Source organism: Cohnella phaseoli (genome assembly GCF_003386235.1).
Classification (GTDB): domain Bacteria; phylum Bacillota; class Bacilli; order Paenibacillales; family Paenibacillaceae; genus Cohnella; species Cohnella phaseoli.
Genome location: NZ_QRDZ01000004.1, coordinates 232,297 through 251,259, shown reverse-complemented (window position 1 = coordinate 251,259; position 18,963 = coordinate 232,297). Strand labels below are relative to the sequence as shown.

At 56.0% G+C, this 18,963-nt stretch carries 10 protein-coding genes; all 10 read right to left on the bottom strand.

What is annotated here, in order from left to right:
- Window positions 1-65: 65 nt before the first annotated feature.
- The 10 genes from DFP98_RS07270 to DFP98_RS07225 all read right to left on the bottom strand — a co-directional run bounded on the left by DFP98_RS07270 (window position 66) and on the right by DFP98_RS07225 (window position 18,881).
- Window positions 66-1,106 (bottom strand): zinc-dependent alcohol dehydrogenase, encoded by a 1,041-nt coding sequence (locus DFP98_RS07270; RefSeq protein WP_181917537.1) that lies wholly within the window; start codon window positions 1,104-1,106, stop codon window positions 66-68.
- A gap of 10 nt (window positions 1,107-1,116) precedes the next feature.
- Window positions 1,117-4,389 carry an alpha-mannosidase gene (locus tag DFP98_RS07265; protein ID WP_116059906.1) on the bottom strand — a complete coding sequence of 1,091 codons (3,273 nt, stop codon included), beginning with the start codon at window positions 4,387-4,389 and terminating at the stop codon, window positions 1,117-1,119.
- Window positions 4,386-5,423 (bottom strand): Gfo/Idh/MocA family protein, encoded by a 1,038-nt coding sequence (locus DFP98_RS07260; protein WP_116059905.1) that lies wholly within the window; start codon window positions 5,421-5,423, stop codon window positions 4,386-4,388. The genes DFP98_RS07265 and DFP98_RS07260 overlap by 4 nt, the downstream gene beginning before the upstream one ends.
- A gap of 82 nt (window positions 5,424-5,505) precedes the next feature.
- Complete coding sequence (locus DFP98_RS07255) at window positions 5,506-6,894, bottom strand: sialate O-acetylesterase (RefSeq protein ID WP_116059904.1); 1,389 nt, start codon at window positions 6,892-6,894, stop codon at window positions 5,506-5,508.
- Between the two features lie 386 nt (window positions 6,895-7,280).
- Window positions 7,281-8,108 (bottom strand): carbohydrate ABC transporter permease, encoded by an 828-nt coding sequence (locus DFP98_RS07250; protein ID WP_116059903.1) that lies wholly within the window; start codon window positions 8,106-8,108, stop codon window positions 7,281-7,283.
- Entirely contained in the window at window positions 8,105-8,974 is an 870-nt protein-coding gene (locus tag DFP98_RS07245) for a carbohydrate ABC transporter permease (protein ID WP_116059902.1), read from the bottom strand. Before DFP98_RS07245 ends, DFP98_RS07250 begins: the two co-directional genes overlap by 4 nt.
- A gap of 21 nt (window positions 8,975-8,995) precedes the next feature.
- A complete protein-coding gene (locus tag DFP98_RS07240) occupies window positions 8,996-10,336 on the bottom strand; it encodes an ABC transporter substrate-binding protein (protein ID WP_181917536.1) in 1,341 nt (446 codons plus the stop codon).
- 164 nt (window positions 10,337-10,500) lie between these two features.
- The gene (locus DFP98_RS07235; RefSeq protein WP_116059900.1) at window positions 10,501-12,123 is read right to left on the bottom strand and encodes a response regulator; all 1,623 of its coding nucleotides are present in this window, start codon (window positions 12,121-12,123) and stop codon (window positions 10,501-10,503) included.
- 25 nt (window positions 12,124-12,148) lie between these two features.
- A complete protein-coding gene (locus DFP98_RS07230; protein WP_116059899.1) occupies window positions 12,149-13,972 on the bottom strand; it encodes a cache domain-containing sensor histidine kinase in 1,824 nt (607 codons plus the stop codon).
- Between the two features lie 79 nt (window positions 13,973-14,051).
- A complete protein-coding gene (locus DFP98_RS07225) occupies window positions 14,052-18,881 on the bottom strand; it encodes a discoidin domain-containing protein (protein ID WP_147310139.1) in 4,830 nt (1,609 codons plus the stop codon).
- Window positions 18,882-18,963 lie beyond the last annotated feature (82 nt).

Genomic DNA, 18,963 nt, shown 5'->3' with positions numbered 1-18,963 from the left:
GGACCTCTCACCTTTTACGTTTCGATGCTTGATCTTCCCATTATATAAAACAATGCAACTTCCCGCTAACCTTCGTTGGATGCCCGCCTCCTTTCGGGGGTTATGACTACCTTGATCGTGGCCCCTTTGTCCTCCTTGCACATCGTCATCGCTCCAGCGATATCCCTAAGCGGCATGCGATGGGAGATGATCGTATCGGCGGGAATGGTCCCCTTCTTCAGCATCTTCAGAACGGTAGGGTAATAGAGCGCCGGACTAGCAAAGCTTGCTCGCAATTGCAGCTTGCGATAGTGGAAATCGTTAGCGTCGAATTCGATCCTCCCGTCTTCGGTGCCGATACCGATGTAGGAGAGAATTCCTCCGTAAGCGAGCAAGCGCAAAGCTTGCGGAATCATCTGAACCGGAGCGGTGACGAGCACGCGGTCGAAACGGCCGTGAAGCTCCTCCTGTTCGGATAAGGGCAGATCGCTCGCGACGACTCGGGCGCCCAGCATCTCGGCTGCTTCCAATCTTTTGCGGTTTCGCGTGCGCCCCACGCACACGACTTCATCGGCGCCGCTCCTTATCGCCATGGGGATGGCCATCAAGCCGATTGGCCCCGGCCCGACGAGGCATACCCGATCCCCATGCCGAATATCCGCCGTCTTGACCATATCGTACGCGACCCCTGCCGGTTCGGCCAAACAAGCCGTTTCCGGAGTCATCCCCTCATAACGGACAACGCAGCACGCAGGAACGATCATATACTCGCTAAATCCCAGCGAGGGTCCCGACTTCCAGAAGTTAGGGGCCTTATTGCATAAGTCCACTCTTCCGTCTCGACACCAATCGCATCGCCCGCAGAAGCCCGACGACTCCAGAACGACGGTATCGCCAACCTGCAGATCGTCGCAATGCGAACCGATTCGTTCAATGACGCCAGCGACTTCATGACCAAAGGGCTGCCACTCCTCCATCCCATTCTCTGCATGGCTTAAATCGGTTCCGCAAATCCCGCAAGCCTCTATTCGAATCAGAACGTGCGCATCCGGAAGACTATCGGGGAGCTGCAAAGTTCGCAGCTCGCAATTCCAAGGCGATTTTACATAAGCGCTTTGATAGAACACGGGAACACTCCTATTCATGTGTATTGAAATGGAGACGAATCGTCCGAATTTCTCCCTCCTTTATTCCGCCAATTTCCATGAGGCTCCCTTCGGCGTTCACGATCGTACGGATCGGCTCCTCCAGTAGATCGACTTCTTCCACCGCCCTCATCGGCATGGCAGCACGGATACGTATTTGGACGGCGTTTCCATGCATTTGAACGAGTCGGACCGTTTTGACATTGCCGCCCCCGACCCTTTCGGAAGGTTTGAACGCGGAGACGATCGTCCCTGTCGCCTCCCTCCAGCCGTCCGCGGTGAGCTCCTCCACTTGCAAAGCGCTGAAACAGTCGGCTCTCACGCACTCATTCGAGTGAAGAAGAATCGCTTTCAAAGGCTGGTTGATCTCCCATCCCCTTCGATCGGAATGCGACTTCCTCCAATTCCCTGAATGAGGATAAACGGAGTAAGTGAATTCATGACGGCCTACGTCCCCCGAGTTATCCGGCTCGTACGAGCTACGGATTAAGGTCATCGTCATCGTATTCCCTTGAATCGAGTGCCCGTATTTGGCGGTATTGAGCAAGGTCATTCCGTAACCCTCATCTCCTGCCGATTCGGACACGTCGATCCAATGCAGCGCGGGAATCTCCGTTCCGTCCGCCGGTCGTTCGATCGTGCCGAACGGGATATGAGAAGTATGCTCCGCAGCCTTAATGCAAGGCGTAAACGATACTCGCAACATCGGGGCTTCCCGAGTTCCCGAACCCTGCTCTCGCCAATCGACCACTGTCGGAAAATCGATGCGGTTCAGCTCCCGGTAAACCCGGATCTGCTGACAAATCTCCGATTCGTTGAATCGATGCTTGATTTCGACTGCCTGAAATACCGGCCCTTGATGAAGCATGCGGACGTCGGCCCCTTCGACGAGACGTCTCGTCCCGGAGATCGTTCCAATGATCCATGCGGACATCGCATGGGGAGCTTCGTACTGAACCTCTAGCAAATTCAGTTTTCCCTTTGGCGATCGGTCGGACCATTCATGCGGGTAACTGTAGCGCTTTCCCGACTCTTTGTCCTTCAAGTCGATGATCGTGCCGGATTCATGGTCGATTTCCGTGCGGTACCTGCCGATGTCCAGGATCGGATTTCCAAATGGAGACAAGAGAATGCTCCAATCCGGGTTCGTCTTCGGCGCCTCGGAGGCTCTGTAGTAACGATAAGCCTTATACCCATGCGGGGGGATCCCCTTTGCTACGAATACAATCTCCCCCCCGGTGCATTGAAGATCGGCTCGTTTGCCCGCCTCATCCTCAAGCCAATCCCCGTCCTTCCAATGCTCGGCGTCGGGGTAATCCTCCCGTCGCAAGACAACCGCGTCCGTGCGATGCCAGGACAGTGTATTAAAGACGACCAAGGTTTCGTGCGTCTGCTCTCGATTTTTTTTGGCGGACGGCGACTCTGCAGAAGCCTCGTTAATCCGCCTCATCATTTTCCGACTAACGAGTTCTGCCGTTTTCTCCGCTTGTTCGGCAGCCGGTACGGCCTCGTCGTAAGTGGACCGAATAGAGCAACCGCACAGGATGTCGTGAAACTGGTTAAAGCATTGCCTCTGCCAAGCTTCGGCTAGCTGCTCCCCGATGCGGTCCCCACCCGCTCCGACTTCGGGAGATTTCCTAAGAGACCAGTGGCGAATATCGGCGATAGACGAGAGAGTCTCCGCTTGCACGAGGGCGTGTTCCGTTCGACGGTTCGCTCTCTTGATATCCCCATGGCTGGAGTAGCAGCCCGTAAAGATCGGATTCAGTTCTCCTCGAATGACGGGAAAACGCGAGCCGAACCGTTCCAGTTCCTCATAAAAATCGACCGTTCTGCTAAATTCGAAACGCGGAAGAAGCGGACTTTCATTCAGCCTTATCGCCCGTAACACGTCCTGTCGCGTTGCCCCGCCTCCATGATCGCCGATTCCGTAGACGTACATATCCGTTTTTAAACCGTAGCTTCGCGCCAATGCCGTTAATCCGGGAACGATCCGCGTAGCGAAAATGCGGCCCATGTACCCCGTCGGACTGGGCTCGTTATAGACGAGAATATGCGAACCCTCTGCCCCTTCCCACCAATACACGGGAATCCCCCGCCCGGCTCTGCTGTGGTAGTAATACTTAATGCCCGCTCCGGCCAGCACTTGTGGCATCGTGGCCGGATGTCCAAACGTATCCGGCTCCCAGCAGACGATAGGATCTACGCCTAGCTGTTCTCGGGCGTACGATTTGCCGAGAAGGAACTGACGAACGAGCGACTCGTACCCCGACAGGTTCAGATCTCCCTCCACCCACGTGGAGGCGGTCACGTCCCAGACGCCCCGTTCCACTTGACGCTTTACCCGTTCCCAAAGCTTCGGATAACGGCTCTGAACGAGTCGGTATGTCGCAGCCTGGCTATGGGAGAAACAAACTTGGGGAAATTCCTCCATGATCCCGAGCATCGCTTCGAAATCCCGAACGATCAAGCTCTCCGTTTCGCTCCATGGCCACAGCCAATTCATATCGATGTGAGCATGAGCGACCAGATGCACTTTATAAGATTTGGCATAAGGACGAAGGAAGGATAAGCGGAAACGGAGTTCCTTTATGTTCGCTTCCACAGCTTCCCAACGATTGTTTATTAAGGCGTCATGATCGAATGCTTCCAATGCTTCATGCAGCGTTCCGGCTATGACCTCTTCCGAGATATCGCCGTTCTCGATCAAAAACCGGACGAATCCCAGCTCCTCCTCCAATGTATCCAGTTGAAAGATCCATTCGTCCAAAGCGTCGATGCGAATGTCCGCCATCTGGAAATAACCGAAGCCGTCTCCTTGTTTACATTGAATAAATAAGTCGAATGTATCGTTTCCGCCTGCCGACTTCGTTAACTCGATCGGCACGACTTGCGTATCCGCCCAGTAATCGACCTGGTAGACCGCTTCGCCGTTGACATAAACCGCGGCCCCAATATTCAACCACAGCTCCAAGCCAATTTGGGAGGAAAGAAGGGGGATACCCATCACCATGGCCGGCACGGAGACGCGGTTAAAGAACATCCGATCGCCATCCCGCGGTGACCAAGCGTACACCAAGGAATGTTCAGGCCAGTTCGCGTGCTCGTCCAACGCTTGCTCCGGCGTCCTCTCTCCCGTCGTTGTCCGCCATTCTTTTAGCTTGAAAGCTCCTTGCAGTGCCTTGCCTTTTGCCTGCAGCTCGTTCCGGATAAGCTCAAGCTTTTCTCTCCAATCCACGCGATCCGCCCGGTGCGCCGCGCTCATTCTGACAAAACTCCTTCTACATGGATCGGAACGCCTGCCGCCTCGAAAATATCGTCGATTAATCGATCCACCGCGTACGCTTCTTCCGCCGATGCTAGCGGCGTATTTTCGCCGGCAAGGGCTTTCTCGATCCAACGGTATTCCTCCTGAAAATTGTCGATCATGCCTCCGATATACGACTCCTTTGATTTGATCGATTCGTCCCACAGTTCGGCCACGGGAGATTCGAACTGCGGCCGCTCCCACCAGGTCGTATGCAGGGTGGCCAGTCCAGACTCCCCGCGAAGCTCCAACAATTCATCCCATCCGTTCTCTCTTTTTCCAACGCCGGACAACGGAAGCCAGCCGCATTCTACGACAATCGTCGCACCGTTCTCCATCTCCAGCAGCGCATGGGCTAGCTTGTCCGCTTTCGGATAACAACCGTCTTCGTATTGCATTCGTGCCGCCATTACTTTCTTCACAGGACCCGCGAATTTCAGCAGCAGATCGAGCATATGGCTCCCCGAATTAACGAACACGCCATCCATAGGCGTACTTGGAAATTTCGCAAGCTGCTCGGTAATCATCGGCCAGCTTTCTCTCGGCATGGGATGATAAACCCGAACCAAACCGCTTCTCATTTGTCCGATTCGCGACGAAAAGTCCGCGAACTTCTGGACCGTCGGGTGCATGCGCTTCATATAACCGACGAAAAAGGGGCATCCCGTTTGTTTGACCAGTTCGACTAAACGCTTGGAATGGTCGGCCGATCGCGTCATCGGTTTCTCGCACAGTACGGCGTGACCCGAACTTAGTGCCGCGCTGGCTACTACGAAGTGGTAAGCATTCGGCACGGCCACGGTTACAAGGTCCGCTTGCTCGGATAATAGCGAATCCGTGCTGGTCGTCCATCTGCTTCCGTATTTCTCGGCTAGCGCTTTCGCCGCTTTTTCGTTAAAATCCGCTATTATGCCGAGCTCGTATCCTAATGCTTTAATAGAACGCGCATGGTATTCCGCGATATTTCCCGCGCCGATCAGATTCACTTTCATTTTTCTGTCTCCTCGTTCTATGGTGGTAAAAGCTTTTACTTAAAATGGATAATTAATCCAGACCCTCTTAGGGTCCGGACATTTATACGAGAATCGGTCCGAATACAACCAAAGGTATCCCCAATTCATCTCTTGCATTGATGACGGGGTTAAGCCCTGATCCGTGGCATAATTCGCAATTTTCTGGAGCCGGAGCCCTAAATCGAAGCACGATCTGACTGCGATCATCCGACACGCAAGCTTCGAATGGCACCGGAGCGCCTTCGCTCGTCAAACGAAATCCGAATACTTTGTCAACCGGCCGTAAAGCTCCGTTTACCCCAGCCAGATCCAATAGAAGCTCCGTCCTGGCGCGATTCCATGACGTTCCCAACAGGCGAGGACCGGATCGAACCATAGGCCGGCCGTATGCGATTTCCATTGCCGCCCAAGCCATTCTTCGGCCGATCTCTCTTAACGATTCCGTGGAGACGTGAATAAAATCGTCGAGCTTGGCATCGATGGCGGGCACAAGACGAATGCGTTCCAACTCACTTTCCATTCGAAGCTGTTCGTGCTGTATTTTGTTCCATTGTGACTCTTCCGGCCAATCCGGAAGGGTGCCAAGCGTGATGAATACAGGCGCCAATTGAGCATAAATAAAGGGAAGAGCGGAATCCATGGCGTCCAGACGAAGACTCTGCACGAAATTTCTGAACCGCTCGAAATAATGCGGCGAATCCGCGCTTGTCGCATCGCTCTCGCCTTGATACCATAAACATCCCTTTACCTTGCCTCCGACGACTTGAATAATGCGCAGCATGGATCCGTACAAAGATCTTCCGCCTTGATCGGCAAGCCCGGGATCCCACTGAGTCATCGAAGTGCCGCCATGCGCAACCATAATCAGTCCGATGGGAACGCCCGTCTCCCGTAGTAGATGTTTGCCGAAAGCAAGCCCGAGACCGCTTCCGTTAACCCGATGCTCCCGATGATCCCGAATAGCCTTCTGCCTGTCTGCCGTATCGCCCCAATGAACCGGATCGTCCGACTCAAGCTGCCAGCTTAGCGGATCGACCGCGATATCCCAACGGTCTCCGAAATAAAAGCAACTGACGCCGGATTGCGGTTGTTCGCAGTCGATGAGTTTGCCGCAGCCTTCCATGTTGGATTGCCCCGCCAAGAGCCATAAGTCGCCTACGAATATCGGATCGATCCGCGTCTCTTCCAGAACTTCGCCCGTTTGCTCGTGAATGATCCGCGCTTCCACGAAATGTTGGCCAACGGCAACGCTTTCAATCTTGTCCTTAAAGCGTTCGAGCGATTGATTGACTCTCCCTACCGTTTGCCATGATGAATCGGATATCCGAATTTCCACCTTGCCTTGAAACGCTTCCATGACGACGAGAGAGAAAGAGATATCTGCCCGATCATCCGAATTTCTTTGAAATATGCGATGAGGAACCGGCTCTTCGATTACGATTTTCGGCAATATGCCCCTCCTATCTAATGACACGCACCTCGTTTAATTAGGTAAAAGCTTTTACCTTTGTTTTATATTATACAAAGCCCGGATTTCTTCTGTCAATAACATTCGTGACGAAAAGCCCCGCCCAACCCTCGGGGATCTTCCCATTGTCCAATAAAACTGTCTCGTATGTAAGGGCGTAGAAGATTATCGATGAAAAAGAAGGGCATCTATCTCCTGGAGACTGCCTCATACGGTCCTGAAACCACCTTATCACGGGTTTACCCATTCAGGTTTCGGGATCGTATAGCATCGGAAGGAGATAGATGCCCTCGACATTAACCGTCGATGATAATCATTTGGTTCGACTCTGTTTACTTATGAGACAGCCCCATTCGCGATCGTCCCGGCTAACCTTTAACAGCGCCGCTCGTAATGCCTTTATAGAATTGCTTCTGGCCGAACAGGAAAACAAGCACCAGAGGCATGACGGTCACCGTCGTTAGCGCATAGACCGCTCCCCAATCTTTTGTCTTCTCGGACATGAACGCATAGATGCCGAGGGCGATCGTATGCTTGCTCTCCGAAGAGATGAACAGAAGCGGCGTCATGAAGTCGTTCCACAGCGCGATAATATTGGTGATAACGACCGCCGAAGTCGCGGGAAGCAGCAGCGGAAACACAATATGAAAATAGGTTCGCAGAAAGCCGCTTCCGTCGATGTGAGCCGACTCCTCCAATTCCCGCGGCACGGATTTGACGAAGCCGGTGTAGATCAGAATGACCATCGGCATCGCTCCTCCGATCGGAATCAGAATGAGCAGCAGCAAATTGTCGATCATATGCAGCGATTTGACCATCTGGTACATCGGAACGATCGAGCCGATAAAAGGGATCATCATTCCGCTGAGAAAAAACAAGTACACGCCGTTCGCCCACCGCTTCCGCGAACGCCCGATCACATAGCCGGCCATCGAACCGACGATAACGATCAGGATCATCGATACGGTCGTAACGAACAGACTGTTGCCGAACATTCGGAACACATTGGATTCGGTAAATACAGTGCCGTAGTTGTCCCAGTTCAAGCTGCCGGGAAGCGACAGAGGCTTGGCGTTTTCCTTCATCGTCTTGAAGCTGGACACCGTCATATAGAGCAGCGGAAGGAGCATCAGAAGCGCGGCCGCCCCCAGCGCCGTCTCCGCCAGCCAGCGCCAACGCTTGCTTGTCGCCGTCATGCCTCCACCTCCCGCTTGCGCGTCACGAACAGCTGCAGCCCCGTCAGCAAAGCAATGAACAGCATCAAGACTATGCTGATCGCGCAGGCCAGCGCGACCCTTCCGCCCGCGTTCAGAGAGAAGATGAACGTCGCGATCGTGTTCGTCGCTCCGGCCGGCCCGCCCTTCGTAATGATGAACGGAAGCTCGAACAGCTTAAGTCCGCCGGAGATGCCGAGGAAGGTCAGAATCGTCACCGCAGGCATGAGCAGCGGGAACGTAATGTGGCGGAACCTGCTGCCCGCCCCGGCGCCGTCGATCTTCGCCGCTTCGTAATAGTCCGTCGGAATGCCTTGCAGCGCCGCCAGGTAGATAATCGCCCCGAAGCCGGTCCACTGCCATACGTTGATGCCCATCAGCAGCCCGAGCGCCGTATCTCCGTTGCCGAACCAGTCGTTCACGAGGGATTCCAAGCCCGCGGAGCGCAAAAACTCGTTCAAGGCGCCGTTGTAGCCGAGCAGATAGGTGAAGATCGAGGACAGAACGACGCCGCTGAGCAGCGCGGGAATGTAGAAGGCTACGCGGGCGAAGCTTCTCGTCTTCAGCTTGCTGTCCAGAACGAGCGCCAGCAGAAGCTGGAGCAGGTTCTGGATAACGGTCGTGAAAACGGCGAATTTCAGCGTATTGACGAACGGCTGCAGCAGATCCGGAAACGTGAACAGACTGCGGTAATTGTCCCATCCGATAAACCGGACGCCGGACATCGAATAGCCGTCCCAATTCGTAAATGAAAGCACAAAATTGTACAGCAACGGATAAATCACGGTTGCGATAAAGAAAAACAAGGCGGGAACCAAAAACAACAACGTCCAGATTTTATTCCTCATAGGCTCGGATTTCCTTTGCCATCATTGCTCCTCGAATGGAACGGCGACTTTCGGATTTTGCAGTTCCTCCTTCAATTGCTTATCCAGCTCCGCAAACCGCGCGTCCGTCGCCCCCTTGCCCGTAATAATCTCGGGAAGCAGCTTTTCGGTAAACGTCTGGTACGCTCGGCCCGGCAGATAGAAGCCTTGAGAGAAGGAGCGAAATTTGGCCGCGCTCGCTCCGAGATCGAGAAGCGCTTGCGGCAAAGCTGCGTTCGTGTCCCCTAGCGTAGGGATGGCGTTTAAGCCTTCGATATGCATTTTCATAATATCCGCACGAGCGAAGAAATCGATGAACTTTTGCGCCAGCTCGGGGTTTTTACCTTTGCTGCTGTATACCAAGGATTTGTCCACGATCATGAGCAGTCCGGGATCGCCTTCGTCCGCAGGGAACGGAAAATAGCCCAGTTGAGCGTCGGCCTCCAAGGTCGAAGCCGTTCCGACGACATAGCTGCCGGACGCGATCATCGCGGTCTTGCCTTCGAGCACGGAAGCGACGGATTGCTGATAATCGATGCCCAGCGCTCCTTTGTTGATATAACCTTTGTCCTGAAGCTCGGCCAGAGCCAGGAAAGGGCGTTTGAACGCGGCGTCCGACATCGACGCTTTCCCGTCGTACAAATCTTTGCCGAAGTTCGGCTCGTTCGGCTTGGTCATGCTCGCATACATCGGCAGCGCCATATTTTCGATCGTCCAGGAATCCTTGGCGCCAAGCGCAAAAGGTTCGATTCCCGCGGCCTTGATCGTCTCGGAGACGGACAGTAATTCCGCAAAAGTTTGGGGAGGGGTCAGGTTCAGGCTCTTGAACACGTCCTGATTGTAGAACACGCCGTAGGCCGAGTAGTCGACCGGAAGCGCGTACAGCTTGCCGTCCGCCGATTTCTTCTGAAAGCCCGGCAGCAGCCGGTCGTAGAAGCTTGCTCCCGACAGCTCCCCGATCAGACCGTTCGCGGCCAACTCATCGACCCTGCTTGCGAACATGAAGAACAGGTCGGGCGCATCGTTGGCCAACAGCTTCGTCTTCGTAATGTTCTCGTACTGATCGCCCGGGATAATGCTGAAGTCAACCGTGACTCCGGGATTTTCCTTGGCGAATTGCTCCCCGATCTTCTCCATGGCCGGCTTCATCTCCGGCACCCAACTCGTTACTCTAAGCGTGACTTCCTTGGCCGGAGCCTCCGCGGATGCGGAGCCGCCGGACGGCTGCGCCGCGGAATTGTCCGCACTGCCGCTGTTCCCGTTATTCCCGTTGTTGCCGCCGCAAGCCGATAAGGCCATAAGCAGTGTAAGGCTTGCTGCAATCGTCGTCATGCTTTTTTTCATTGGATAGACCTCCTCGTATTTTGCGAAAAACGTTACAGCAGCGCTCTGTATGCCCATTCTAGCCCAATATCCGGCGGTGAAACAATTTGACGATTTCAATCTTCGCTGGTACTATTTCAACCTGTTTCGAAGATGGCGGCACGCAAAAAATTCCCTGACCAAAGTCAAGGAATCATTTCAACGGTTTTGCGGAACTCTTGCGGGGAAAGGCCTTGCGTCTTGCGAAACTGCTTGTTGAAATAGCTGTAGTCATCAAACCCGACCATGCGCGCGATGTCCGACAGCTCGTACGCCTTATGGCGCATCAGCTCCTTGGCCATGCTCATCCGATAACCGAGCAGAAAGTCGGTGAAATTCCCGCCCGTCTCCTGCTTAAAGATTTTGCTCAAATAGACCGGATGCATGTATAAATGTCCGGCAAGCACCTGAAGGTCGACTTTCTCCTCGTAATGGGCGTACACGTATTCGCGCATTTTGCGGACGGCGCTCGATTTCTCGCCTTGATCGCCCGCGTCGTCCGCGGCCAGCAAGTAGCGGTCGGCAACGCTCTTTAGCAGTTCCCGGAATTCGTCCGCCTGCGTCATCCCTTCCGCCTGATCGTGAACCGCCCTTTGCTCCTCCTGCAGATGGGAGGTGGAATGCCCCTTGCGCGCCGCCATCATGAAGATTAAACCGCAAATATGACGGAATAGAAAGCCGAGCTGAAACGGTTGGCGAATCCGACTCCCGTTCAGCGAGCCGAACAGCTTGTCGATCCGTTCGTTAAACGCCGGTCGGTTTAAGCCGTCCAGCAGCTTGAGCAGCTCCGTCTCTTCCTCGACGGGGAGCAGGTCGAAGCGATCTTCCCGCTCCTTGCGATCGGAAGGAGCGATCACGCGGTCGTTGCCGAGCTCCAACCGGTAATCCAGGCTTCTTCCAGCCTGCGCGTTCGATTCGTTCAGCCGTCCCAGCTCGTCGACAAGATCGCCCATTCCGATCGTGACGGTGAAGTATTGGTACTGCTTCACCGACGCGGCGATCTCCTCCGCGGCTTTGCGCACGTATGGCTCCGTCTCCTCCCAGCCGTCCTGCTGAACGTTCAGCAGGACGGCAAGCTCCCCGGAAGAAAGATCGGCCATCGCGCCGATCAGCCCGTACTTCGCGATCACTTCTGCGGCAATGTTGCGCAGGGAGAACGACATCAGCTCGATGTCGTTGAAATTCAGATGCTGCTTGATAGATCGGTAGTTGTCGATGGCGATGCGCAGCACGACGAAACCTCCGAACGGGAAAGCCAGGCCGAACTGCTTAAGCTTGGCGGCAAGAGCGGTCTCGGCGAATCTCGTGCCGTCCAGCAGCGCGTTCAGGAACCGATTTTTCAGCATGCCGAGCGAATGCCTCGCCATAGCCTGATCGCGAACGCTCTGTTCGAGCTGGATCGTCCTGCTCTTGGCGTTAAGCAGCACTTCCAGCAGCTTGCCTGCGTCGATCGGTTTTAAAATATAGTTGAACGCTCCCAAATTCAAAGCATCCTGCACGTAATTGAAATGACTGTATCCGCTGATGAAAATAAACAGCGTATGCGGGAGCTTCATTCTGACCATCTTGAACAGCTCGATGCCGTCCAAGCCGGGCATGCGGATATCGGCGATGACGATCTGCGGCCGCAGCTCCATAATTTTGCCCAGCGCGTCCAAGCCGTCGTCCTCTTCGCTCGCGATCTCAAAGCCGTGCTCCTCCCAAGCGATGGAATGCTTGATCGATTGCCTAACCCACTTCTCATCGTCAACGATAAACACTTTAATCATCCGTCCCACCCCGTCATGTTCGAATCTAATGCTGTCTGGTCGGCGACGCCGATACGCTCCGGCTAGGTTTAAACGGCAATTGCAGCTCGGCTACGACGCCTTCCCCCGTTTCTTCGTTGCTTCTCAGGCTCAGACCGTATTCGTCTCCGTACAGAAGCTGGACGCGGGCGTTGACGTTAAACACGCCCGCCTCGCGATCGGCAAGCGACCTTTGCTCCTCCGCCCCGGTTTGCAGAAGCTCGTTAATCTCGGCAAGCCGCTCCTCGGCCATGCCCGCTCCGTTATCGGCGATTCCGACAATCAGGAAGCTGTCGCGCTTCCGGGCGTAGATGAGCACCTCGCCTGTCCCTCTTTTGGGCTCCACGCCGTGAATGATCGCATTCTCGATCAGCGGCTGCAATGACATTTTGAGCGCCTCGCAATCCAGACAGCCCTCTTCGATCTCGAAGCGGCAATCCAATCGATCGTCGAAGCGGATCTGTTGCAGCGCCAAATAGTGCTTCGCGTTGCCGAGCTCGTCCGCCAGCCGGACGGTCTGCTCATGCGTATCGAGATTATATCTGAAAATGTGCGACAGCGAGGCGATCATCCGGATCGCCGCGTCGTTGGCTCCCGACTGCGGCGCTCCGCCCGATTGCAGCAAACCGATGATCGACGACAGGGAATTGTTCAGAAAATGCGGATTGATCTGGTTTTGCAGCACCTTCAACTCGGCCTCGCGCTTATGCAGCTTCATCGCGTATTTCTCGTGAATAAGCGAGTCGATCTGCTTGACCATTTGGTTAAAGCCTTTGCTGAGCTGCGCGATCTCGTCGGTCCCCCGCACCTCCGCCCGAACGTCGAAGTTTTCCTGCTCCACGCTTTTCATTTTCCCCCGAATCTGCACGATCGGCTTGGAAATATGATGAGCCAGCCCCAGCGCGATGCCCAGCGTCGTCAGCAAATAAATGACAAGAAAGTAGCTAAAGTAGTTCTTGACCCGATCGCTCTCTTTGAGAACTTCCGATTCCGGCGTTAACAGCACGACTTTAAAGCCCGAATACGGCGATTCGCGCATCGCGAGCAAGTAGGGGCTGCCGTTCAGCATCGCCCGGTTATCGCTCACGCTGCCCGTGGCGCCCGCCACATCCTCCATCAAGCCGTCCAGCGAGCGCGAATCGACAAGCTCGGAGTTGCTGCTGTAGACGAGCTCCCCTCCGTCGGTCAGGACGGCGACGTCGCTGTCGTAATCCATCTGCACATCCAGCAGGTTTTGCTTGATTTCCCGCTGATTTTCGTTCACTCGGATGACGCCGATAATCGTAAACGCGTTCAAATCGTAAATCGCACGGGACATGGACACGACGAAGTCCTCGCGGCCTTCCCTGGCCACCCGCTCCAGAAAAATATGCCGCTCTCCTTTCTGGGCCAGCGTATCCCGGAACCACTCTTCCTCAGCTTCCTTGCCCGTCGTCAGGCTGCCGTTCACGGCAATAACCCGATCTCCCTGCAGGTTGAACAGCTCAAGGTCGTAAATTGAATTGCGCGAATAAATGGAGTTGTAAAACACTCCGGTAAGCAGCTTGTAATTGCTGAAATAGTCAAACTTCCCCGTGCCCATAAGCAGGTCCGTCAGCTCGTCCGAATAATAAACGGGGGTAATGATTTTGTCCAGCTCCTGCATGTTGCTGTCCAGATTGCTCGTAATTTGCTGCACTAGCCTCTGCGTGTAGTCGTTGTATTTGTCGTTCGTTTGATCTTGAAGGTAACGGTAGAGGAAAAATCCAAAAACGACGATCGGAATAATGCTGACGAACGTGATTCGATAGAAGAGCTTCCATTTCAAGTGGCCGTTCAGCCGTCTGAGCAAATTCAGATCGCTTCCCCCTTGCGGATAAATAGGAAAAACAAGGAGAACGGTTTAGCTCTTCTCCCTGTTTTTTCCTTTGCTATTGAAGCAAATCGTTCTCCATCCTCTTGAGCATCCGGAACAACGCTGCGGCGGCTTCCCCCCGGGTCAGCTCCTTCCGCGGATGCAGCAGCTTGCCGTCGCCCTCCATAATGCCCTCCGCCGTCAGAAGCTCCAGGCTTGAACGAGCATACGGGGACACTTCGGCATCGTCCGCATAATGCGCCAATCCGTTGTCGTTTCCGTCGGACGGCGCTTCCGCCGCTCCGGTCCGCGAGAGCAGTCGGGCAAGCAGCACGCTCATATCCTGCCTGCTGAGCGAGCCGGCGGGGTTAAACGTATTGTACCCGTCTCCCTGTGCGATGCCAAGCGCTTTTGCCGCTCTGACCGCATTGTAATAGTAGCTGCCCGGCTTCACATCCGGGAAGTCGGTCTCCGCAGCAGCTTCGACAGGCTCGCCTTCATCGAGCATTCGCATCAGCATGACCACGAATTCCGCGCGGCTAACGGGGAGATCCGGCTTAAACTCCGTACTTGTTACTCCCTTGATGATATCCCTGGCCGCAAGCATATGGATCGGCTCCAACAGCCAGCTTCTATTCCCGAGATCGCTAAAGCTTTTCCTGACGACGGCGGTCTCGTAGCGGAATGAGTCGCTTCCGTTAAACCATACCTCGCCTGCCGCGGAGTCGAACCTGGACAGCGCCAGCGTCGCGGCTCGGCCTTCCTTATCGATTCGGCGGACAACCGCACGATCTCCTTCCCGCTCGAATGCGGGAACCGGCAGGGCCAGGCGTATCGATTCCGGGAAGGAAATTGGCTTGCCGTCGGCCGTCCAGCGTATAGCGACGGACGAGCCTTCGGTCGCTAGCGCAATTCCGATGCGGGCCGCGTTGCTCCACACGCTGCCTTCCGGCTGGTTAAGCGGGACAAGCAGCTTGCCGAGCGGCGTGACGATTTCGAGCCGCTGACCGGCTTGACCGTCTCTTAACGCAGAGGCGGGCAGCTCCAGAGTGTAGGAGGTTGCGCCTGCCGCGGCCGGAAGCTTGATCGCAACCGTCTCCACCCCGTTCGCCGAAGGCTTCGTTCGGGCGAAGCCCTGCCCTAGCAACGCTGCGTCGATGCGAAACGCGTTCGTGCCGTCGGCCGGTTGCAGCAGCGCAAGCTCCGGTTTGCCGCCCGAGCCGTCGGCCCAGCTCAACGCCCCGCCTCCGGCCTGGCCGGTCTGCGCGCCGCCGGCTCCGCTGCCGCTATTGCCGCTACCGCCAGAATTGCCCGTTTCTCCTCCGTTTCCGTTATTTCCGTTGTTGCCAGTTTCCCCGCCGTTGCCTTCTCCGTTCCCGTTGCCATTACCGGGATCGACTGCGGGCGGTTTCCCGTAGATGGAAAACTCCACGCTGGAAGCCCAGTTCGGCCATTCGCTCTTGGCGCCGGTCACCGTCATCTTCACGTAACGGGCGGTTCCGTCAACCGCGTGAGAGAACGACGAGGTCGCTTGTTGGTTGGTCGTACGGTCGATCCACTCCGTCCAAGCAGTGCCGTCTGTCGAGCCTTCGAGCCTGTATTTCCATTGATCCTCGTTAAAGAACGTCTGGTCGATCCGATCGACTTCGTAAACCTGCTGCAAATCGACAACGATCCATTGCGGGAACGTGCCGTCCGATGCGATCCACGCCGTGCTCTCGTTCCCGTCCGTCGCCGCCTCCGCCGGGCCGTTCACGCTCGAAGCCTGCACCGGCTTGTTCAGCGACAGCAGCTCGCTCTGGGGCTCCGTCGACTGCCCGGAGATTGCGACCGACACGCTGGCTTTCACCGCCGAACCGTCGAGCGCCGCAGCCGTCACCTTCACGGTTCCGTTCTTCTTGGCGGTCAGCAAGCCGCCCTTCGAGATGGAAGCCAGCGTAGTCGGCGCATCGTCCGTTCCGGTTACGGTCCAGACAACTCCAAGCTCGGACGCATCGGAGGGCTGGGCCGTCGCCGTCATCTGCAAAGTCCCGCCAGCCGAGACGATTTCGTTCACGCCTCCGGCTCCTTGTACCGTCAGTTGATCGATCAGCTTATCGCCGGGAGACAGATACACCTCCAGCTCGTTGATTCGCGCCACCTTCTCGCCCGGCTGACCTTCCGAGGGCTCCGTATCCTGCTGGACGTTGCCTCGCGTCATCCATACCCGCAGCTTGGAGGCCGCGACCGGCTCGAACACGTGCGCCCGATGATCCGCCGTGTTGTCCGTCACCGTCGGGAACAGATCGGTCCAAGCGGTACCGTTCCAGATCTGCATCGTGTATTCTTTTTGTTCATAGTTTTTCTTCGTATACAGGTCGATCCGGTTAAACGTCTTCTCGCTGCCGAAATCCAGCTCCACCCACGCCGGGAACAGCTTGGCCGCCCAGCCCGACCAGGTCAGCGTATCGCTGTTACCGTCAATTAGGTTAGCCGCGGAATAAAACTCGTTCTCTACGGATGAGACGGTAACGGTCGCCGTCCTCGCCAGATTAACCCCTTTGTTGGATACCGTCTGCACGGTGTAGGAACGAACGGTCGAGCCGTCTTCGGATTCGACGGACAGAGTCATGCCGTTGCCGACGCTTCCCTGCGTAACCTCCGTAACCCCATCTGCGAGCAGAAGCCGCATAGACGCATTAACGCTCGGAACGACGTCGTCCATAAACTGCTGCACCGACGTCCCGGCCGGCACCTTGCTGACCGTCCGTTCGCGGTCGTCTACCAAATACGCGGTCGATCGGACAGCCGCGGCCGAATTGATTTTCGCGTACACCTTGAACTCCGTGCTCGACGCCCAGTCGTTGGAGGAACCGGTCGCCAGCAGGCGGACGTAACGAGCCTTGCCGCTGACCCGCTCGGCAAACTTCGTACCGTATACGGGCGCGCCCGTACGGTCGATCAAGCGCTGCCAGCTTTGACCGTCCGTCGAGCCTTCGATGGCGTAGTTCCAGTCGTTCGCGTTATAGAACGTTTGCTCAATGCCCGACAGCTCGTAGATTTTGCCCAAGTCCACTTGCAGCCATTGCGGGAACTGGCCGTCCGCCGCCGTCCAGAACGTGCCGTAGTCTCCGTCGAATGCCGCATCGGCGGGAACGAGCGTGCCTTGATTGATTGTCGAGGCGCTTGCCGGCTTGCCCTGCGATACGAGCGTTTCCAGCGACGCGGGGACAAGCGTCGAAGGCGACGGAGTCAGCTTCTTCACCAGCAGCAGCCAATCTTGAGCGTCCGGCTTCTCCGGAACGGACCAAGCTCCGCCGGCCGGCGTAAACGAACCGTTGATCGTCGTATAGGCTCCCGTGCGCGGATTAAACCAGCGGCTTTCGTAAGCGGCCTGGGCATCCAATTGCGTCAGCGTACCTTGCGAAGAGTTATCCGCATTGAAGTACACCGTCACCGCATTGGCCGCATCGTCGGCGCGAAGCAGCGGATCGGTCAGCTCCTCCGCATGCTCGCCTGTCCAGGTCGCCCACCCCGTTGGGCGATACGTCATTCGCTGCCAATCAAGCGAACGGTAGAAATCGATCAAATGAGTCATCTGGTCGGCGCCGACGAAATCTATCGCGTCGTACCAGTTGCGATGCCCGTAGCCGTAGTCGTTCGCCGTGTCCGCATCGTCCCACGATGCGTTCCAGATTCCGTGCGCGCCGTAGCCGTAGCCCATCCCCCCGGCTTGAACGGAACGGTAGGCGGACTGCCGCACAATCGTATCGGTGGCCCAACCGTTATAAATTTGCTCGTAATTCGCTTCCGACTCCAGGAACGGAAGCCCGTATTGCCGATGATAGTAATCGTAATCCCCGCTCGGCACCATTTTCTGATGGCCGCCCTGGAACATTTCGAAGTCGAACCAGCCCTCCCCTTCATAGAACTGCGGCAGACCGAGGCTCTCCTTCTCCGTCAAAGCCGTGCTATGAGCCGTCTGCGGATGATTGTAGCCGTCGTACTTGTTGATTGCCTTGCCGACGCTCCTCCAACCGTCAATCCGGGCTTCGCGGGGACCTAGGTCGTAGCCCGCTCCTTCACCAGACGTAATCCAGACGACCGGATAAGCTCCATAGCGCGCCGCGACATAAGCGGCCAATCTTTCGGAGCCTTGCACGAAGCCGTCGATATTCGAGTGAAAGCCGATTCCGAATGCGTTGACCAGGCCGCTGTCGGCGATGTAAGCCATTTTGCGATCCAGCTCGTTCTTGAAATAATCCGGATTGATCTCCGTTCCCTGCTGTCCCGCGGCCCAGTAGGAATCGTGCGGGCCAAAAATGACGCTCTGGTACACGGTAAATTTCTGCGCGACTCTTCGGTCGACTATGCTTTTAAACTGCGAGGACGTGCCGGGCTTGTTCGACGTATCCCAGGACTCGTTTTTATCGAAGAACCAATGGGTGTCTCCCAGCCAGAAAAACGGCGTTCCGTCCGCATAGGACAGATGCGACCCTTCATCGCTAACGTGAAGAAAGCCGCGCTGGTAGATTTCCCGGTCCCCGGAGTACGGAACGGCCGTCAGCGTACCGTTAAGCTTCAATCCCGCGTTGAGGGGATCGCTGCTGGAAATCCGATAGCTCCACTCTCCCAGAGCGGTCGGGGCAAACCTCACCTTCCACTCGTTCCCGCCGTCCCAGAAGCCCGGACGAACGATCACCTCTCCGCCCGGTCCCGTGAAGGTCGCCGTCACCTCAACATCCAGAAACGGATTGCTGTACGCAACCGCGCTGCTCATCCCGATCTCCGCCACCCGCCACATTTCCGCCGTCAGCGTCTGCCCGTTCGCCGATGCGGTCGAGCTCCGTGCAAACAGGTTGACTCCGAACATTCCGATCGTCATGCATAGCGATAATAGGACGGTCATACTTCGTTGAAAACGCAAACCGATCTCCTCCTCGATGTGCGGCAATCCTCGCGAATTGTGCGAATTCCCTTCGCGGATCGCCAAGTGCCTTGATTGTAGC

Coding starts and splice junctions, on each gene's coding strand:
- DFP98_RS07250 (WP_116059903.1), bottom strand. CDS start 8,108: ATGACGGCGACAAGCAAGCGTTGGCGCTGGCTGGCGGAGACGGCGCTG.
- DFP98_RS07235 (WP_116059900.1), bottom strand. CDS start 12,123: ATGATTAAAGTGTTTATCGTTGACGATGAGAAGTGGGTTAGGCAATCG.
- DFP98_RS07245 (WP_116059902.1), bottom strand. CDS start 8,974: ATGAGGAATAAAATCTGGACGTTGTTGTTTTTGGTTCCCGCCTTGTTT.
- DFP98_RS07240 (WP_181917536.1), bottom strand. CDS start 10,336: ATGAAAAAAAGCATGACGACGATTGCAGCAAGCCTTACACTGCTTATG.
- DFP98_RS07265 (WP_116059906.1), bottom strand. CDS start 4,389: ATGAGCGCGGCGCACCGGGCGGATCGCGTGGATTGGAGAGAAAAGCTT.
- DFP98_RS07260 (WP_116059905.1), bottom strand. CDS start 5,423: ATGAAAGTGAATCTGATCGGCGCGGGAAATATCGCGGAATACCATGCG.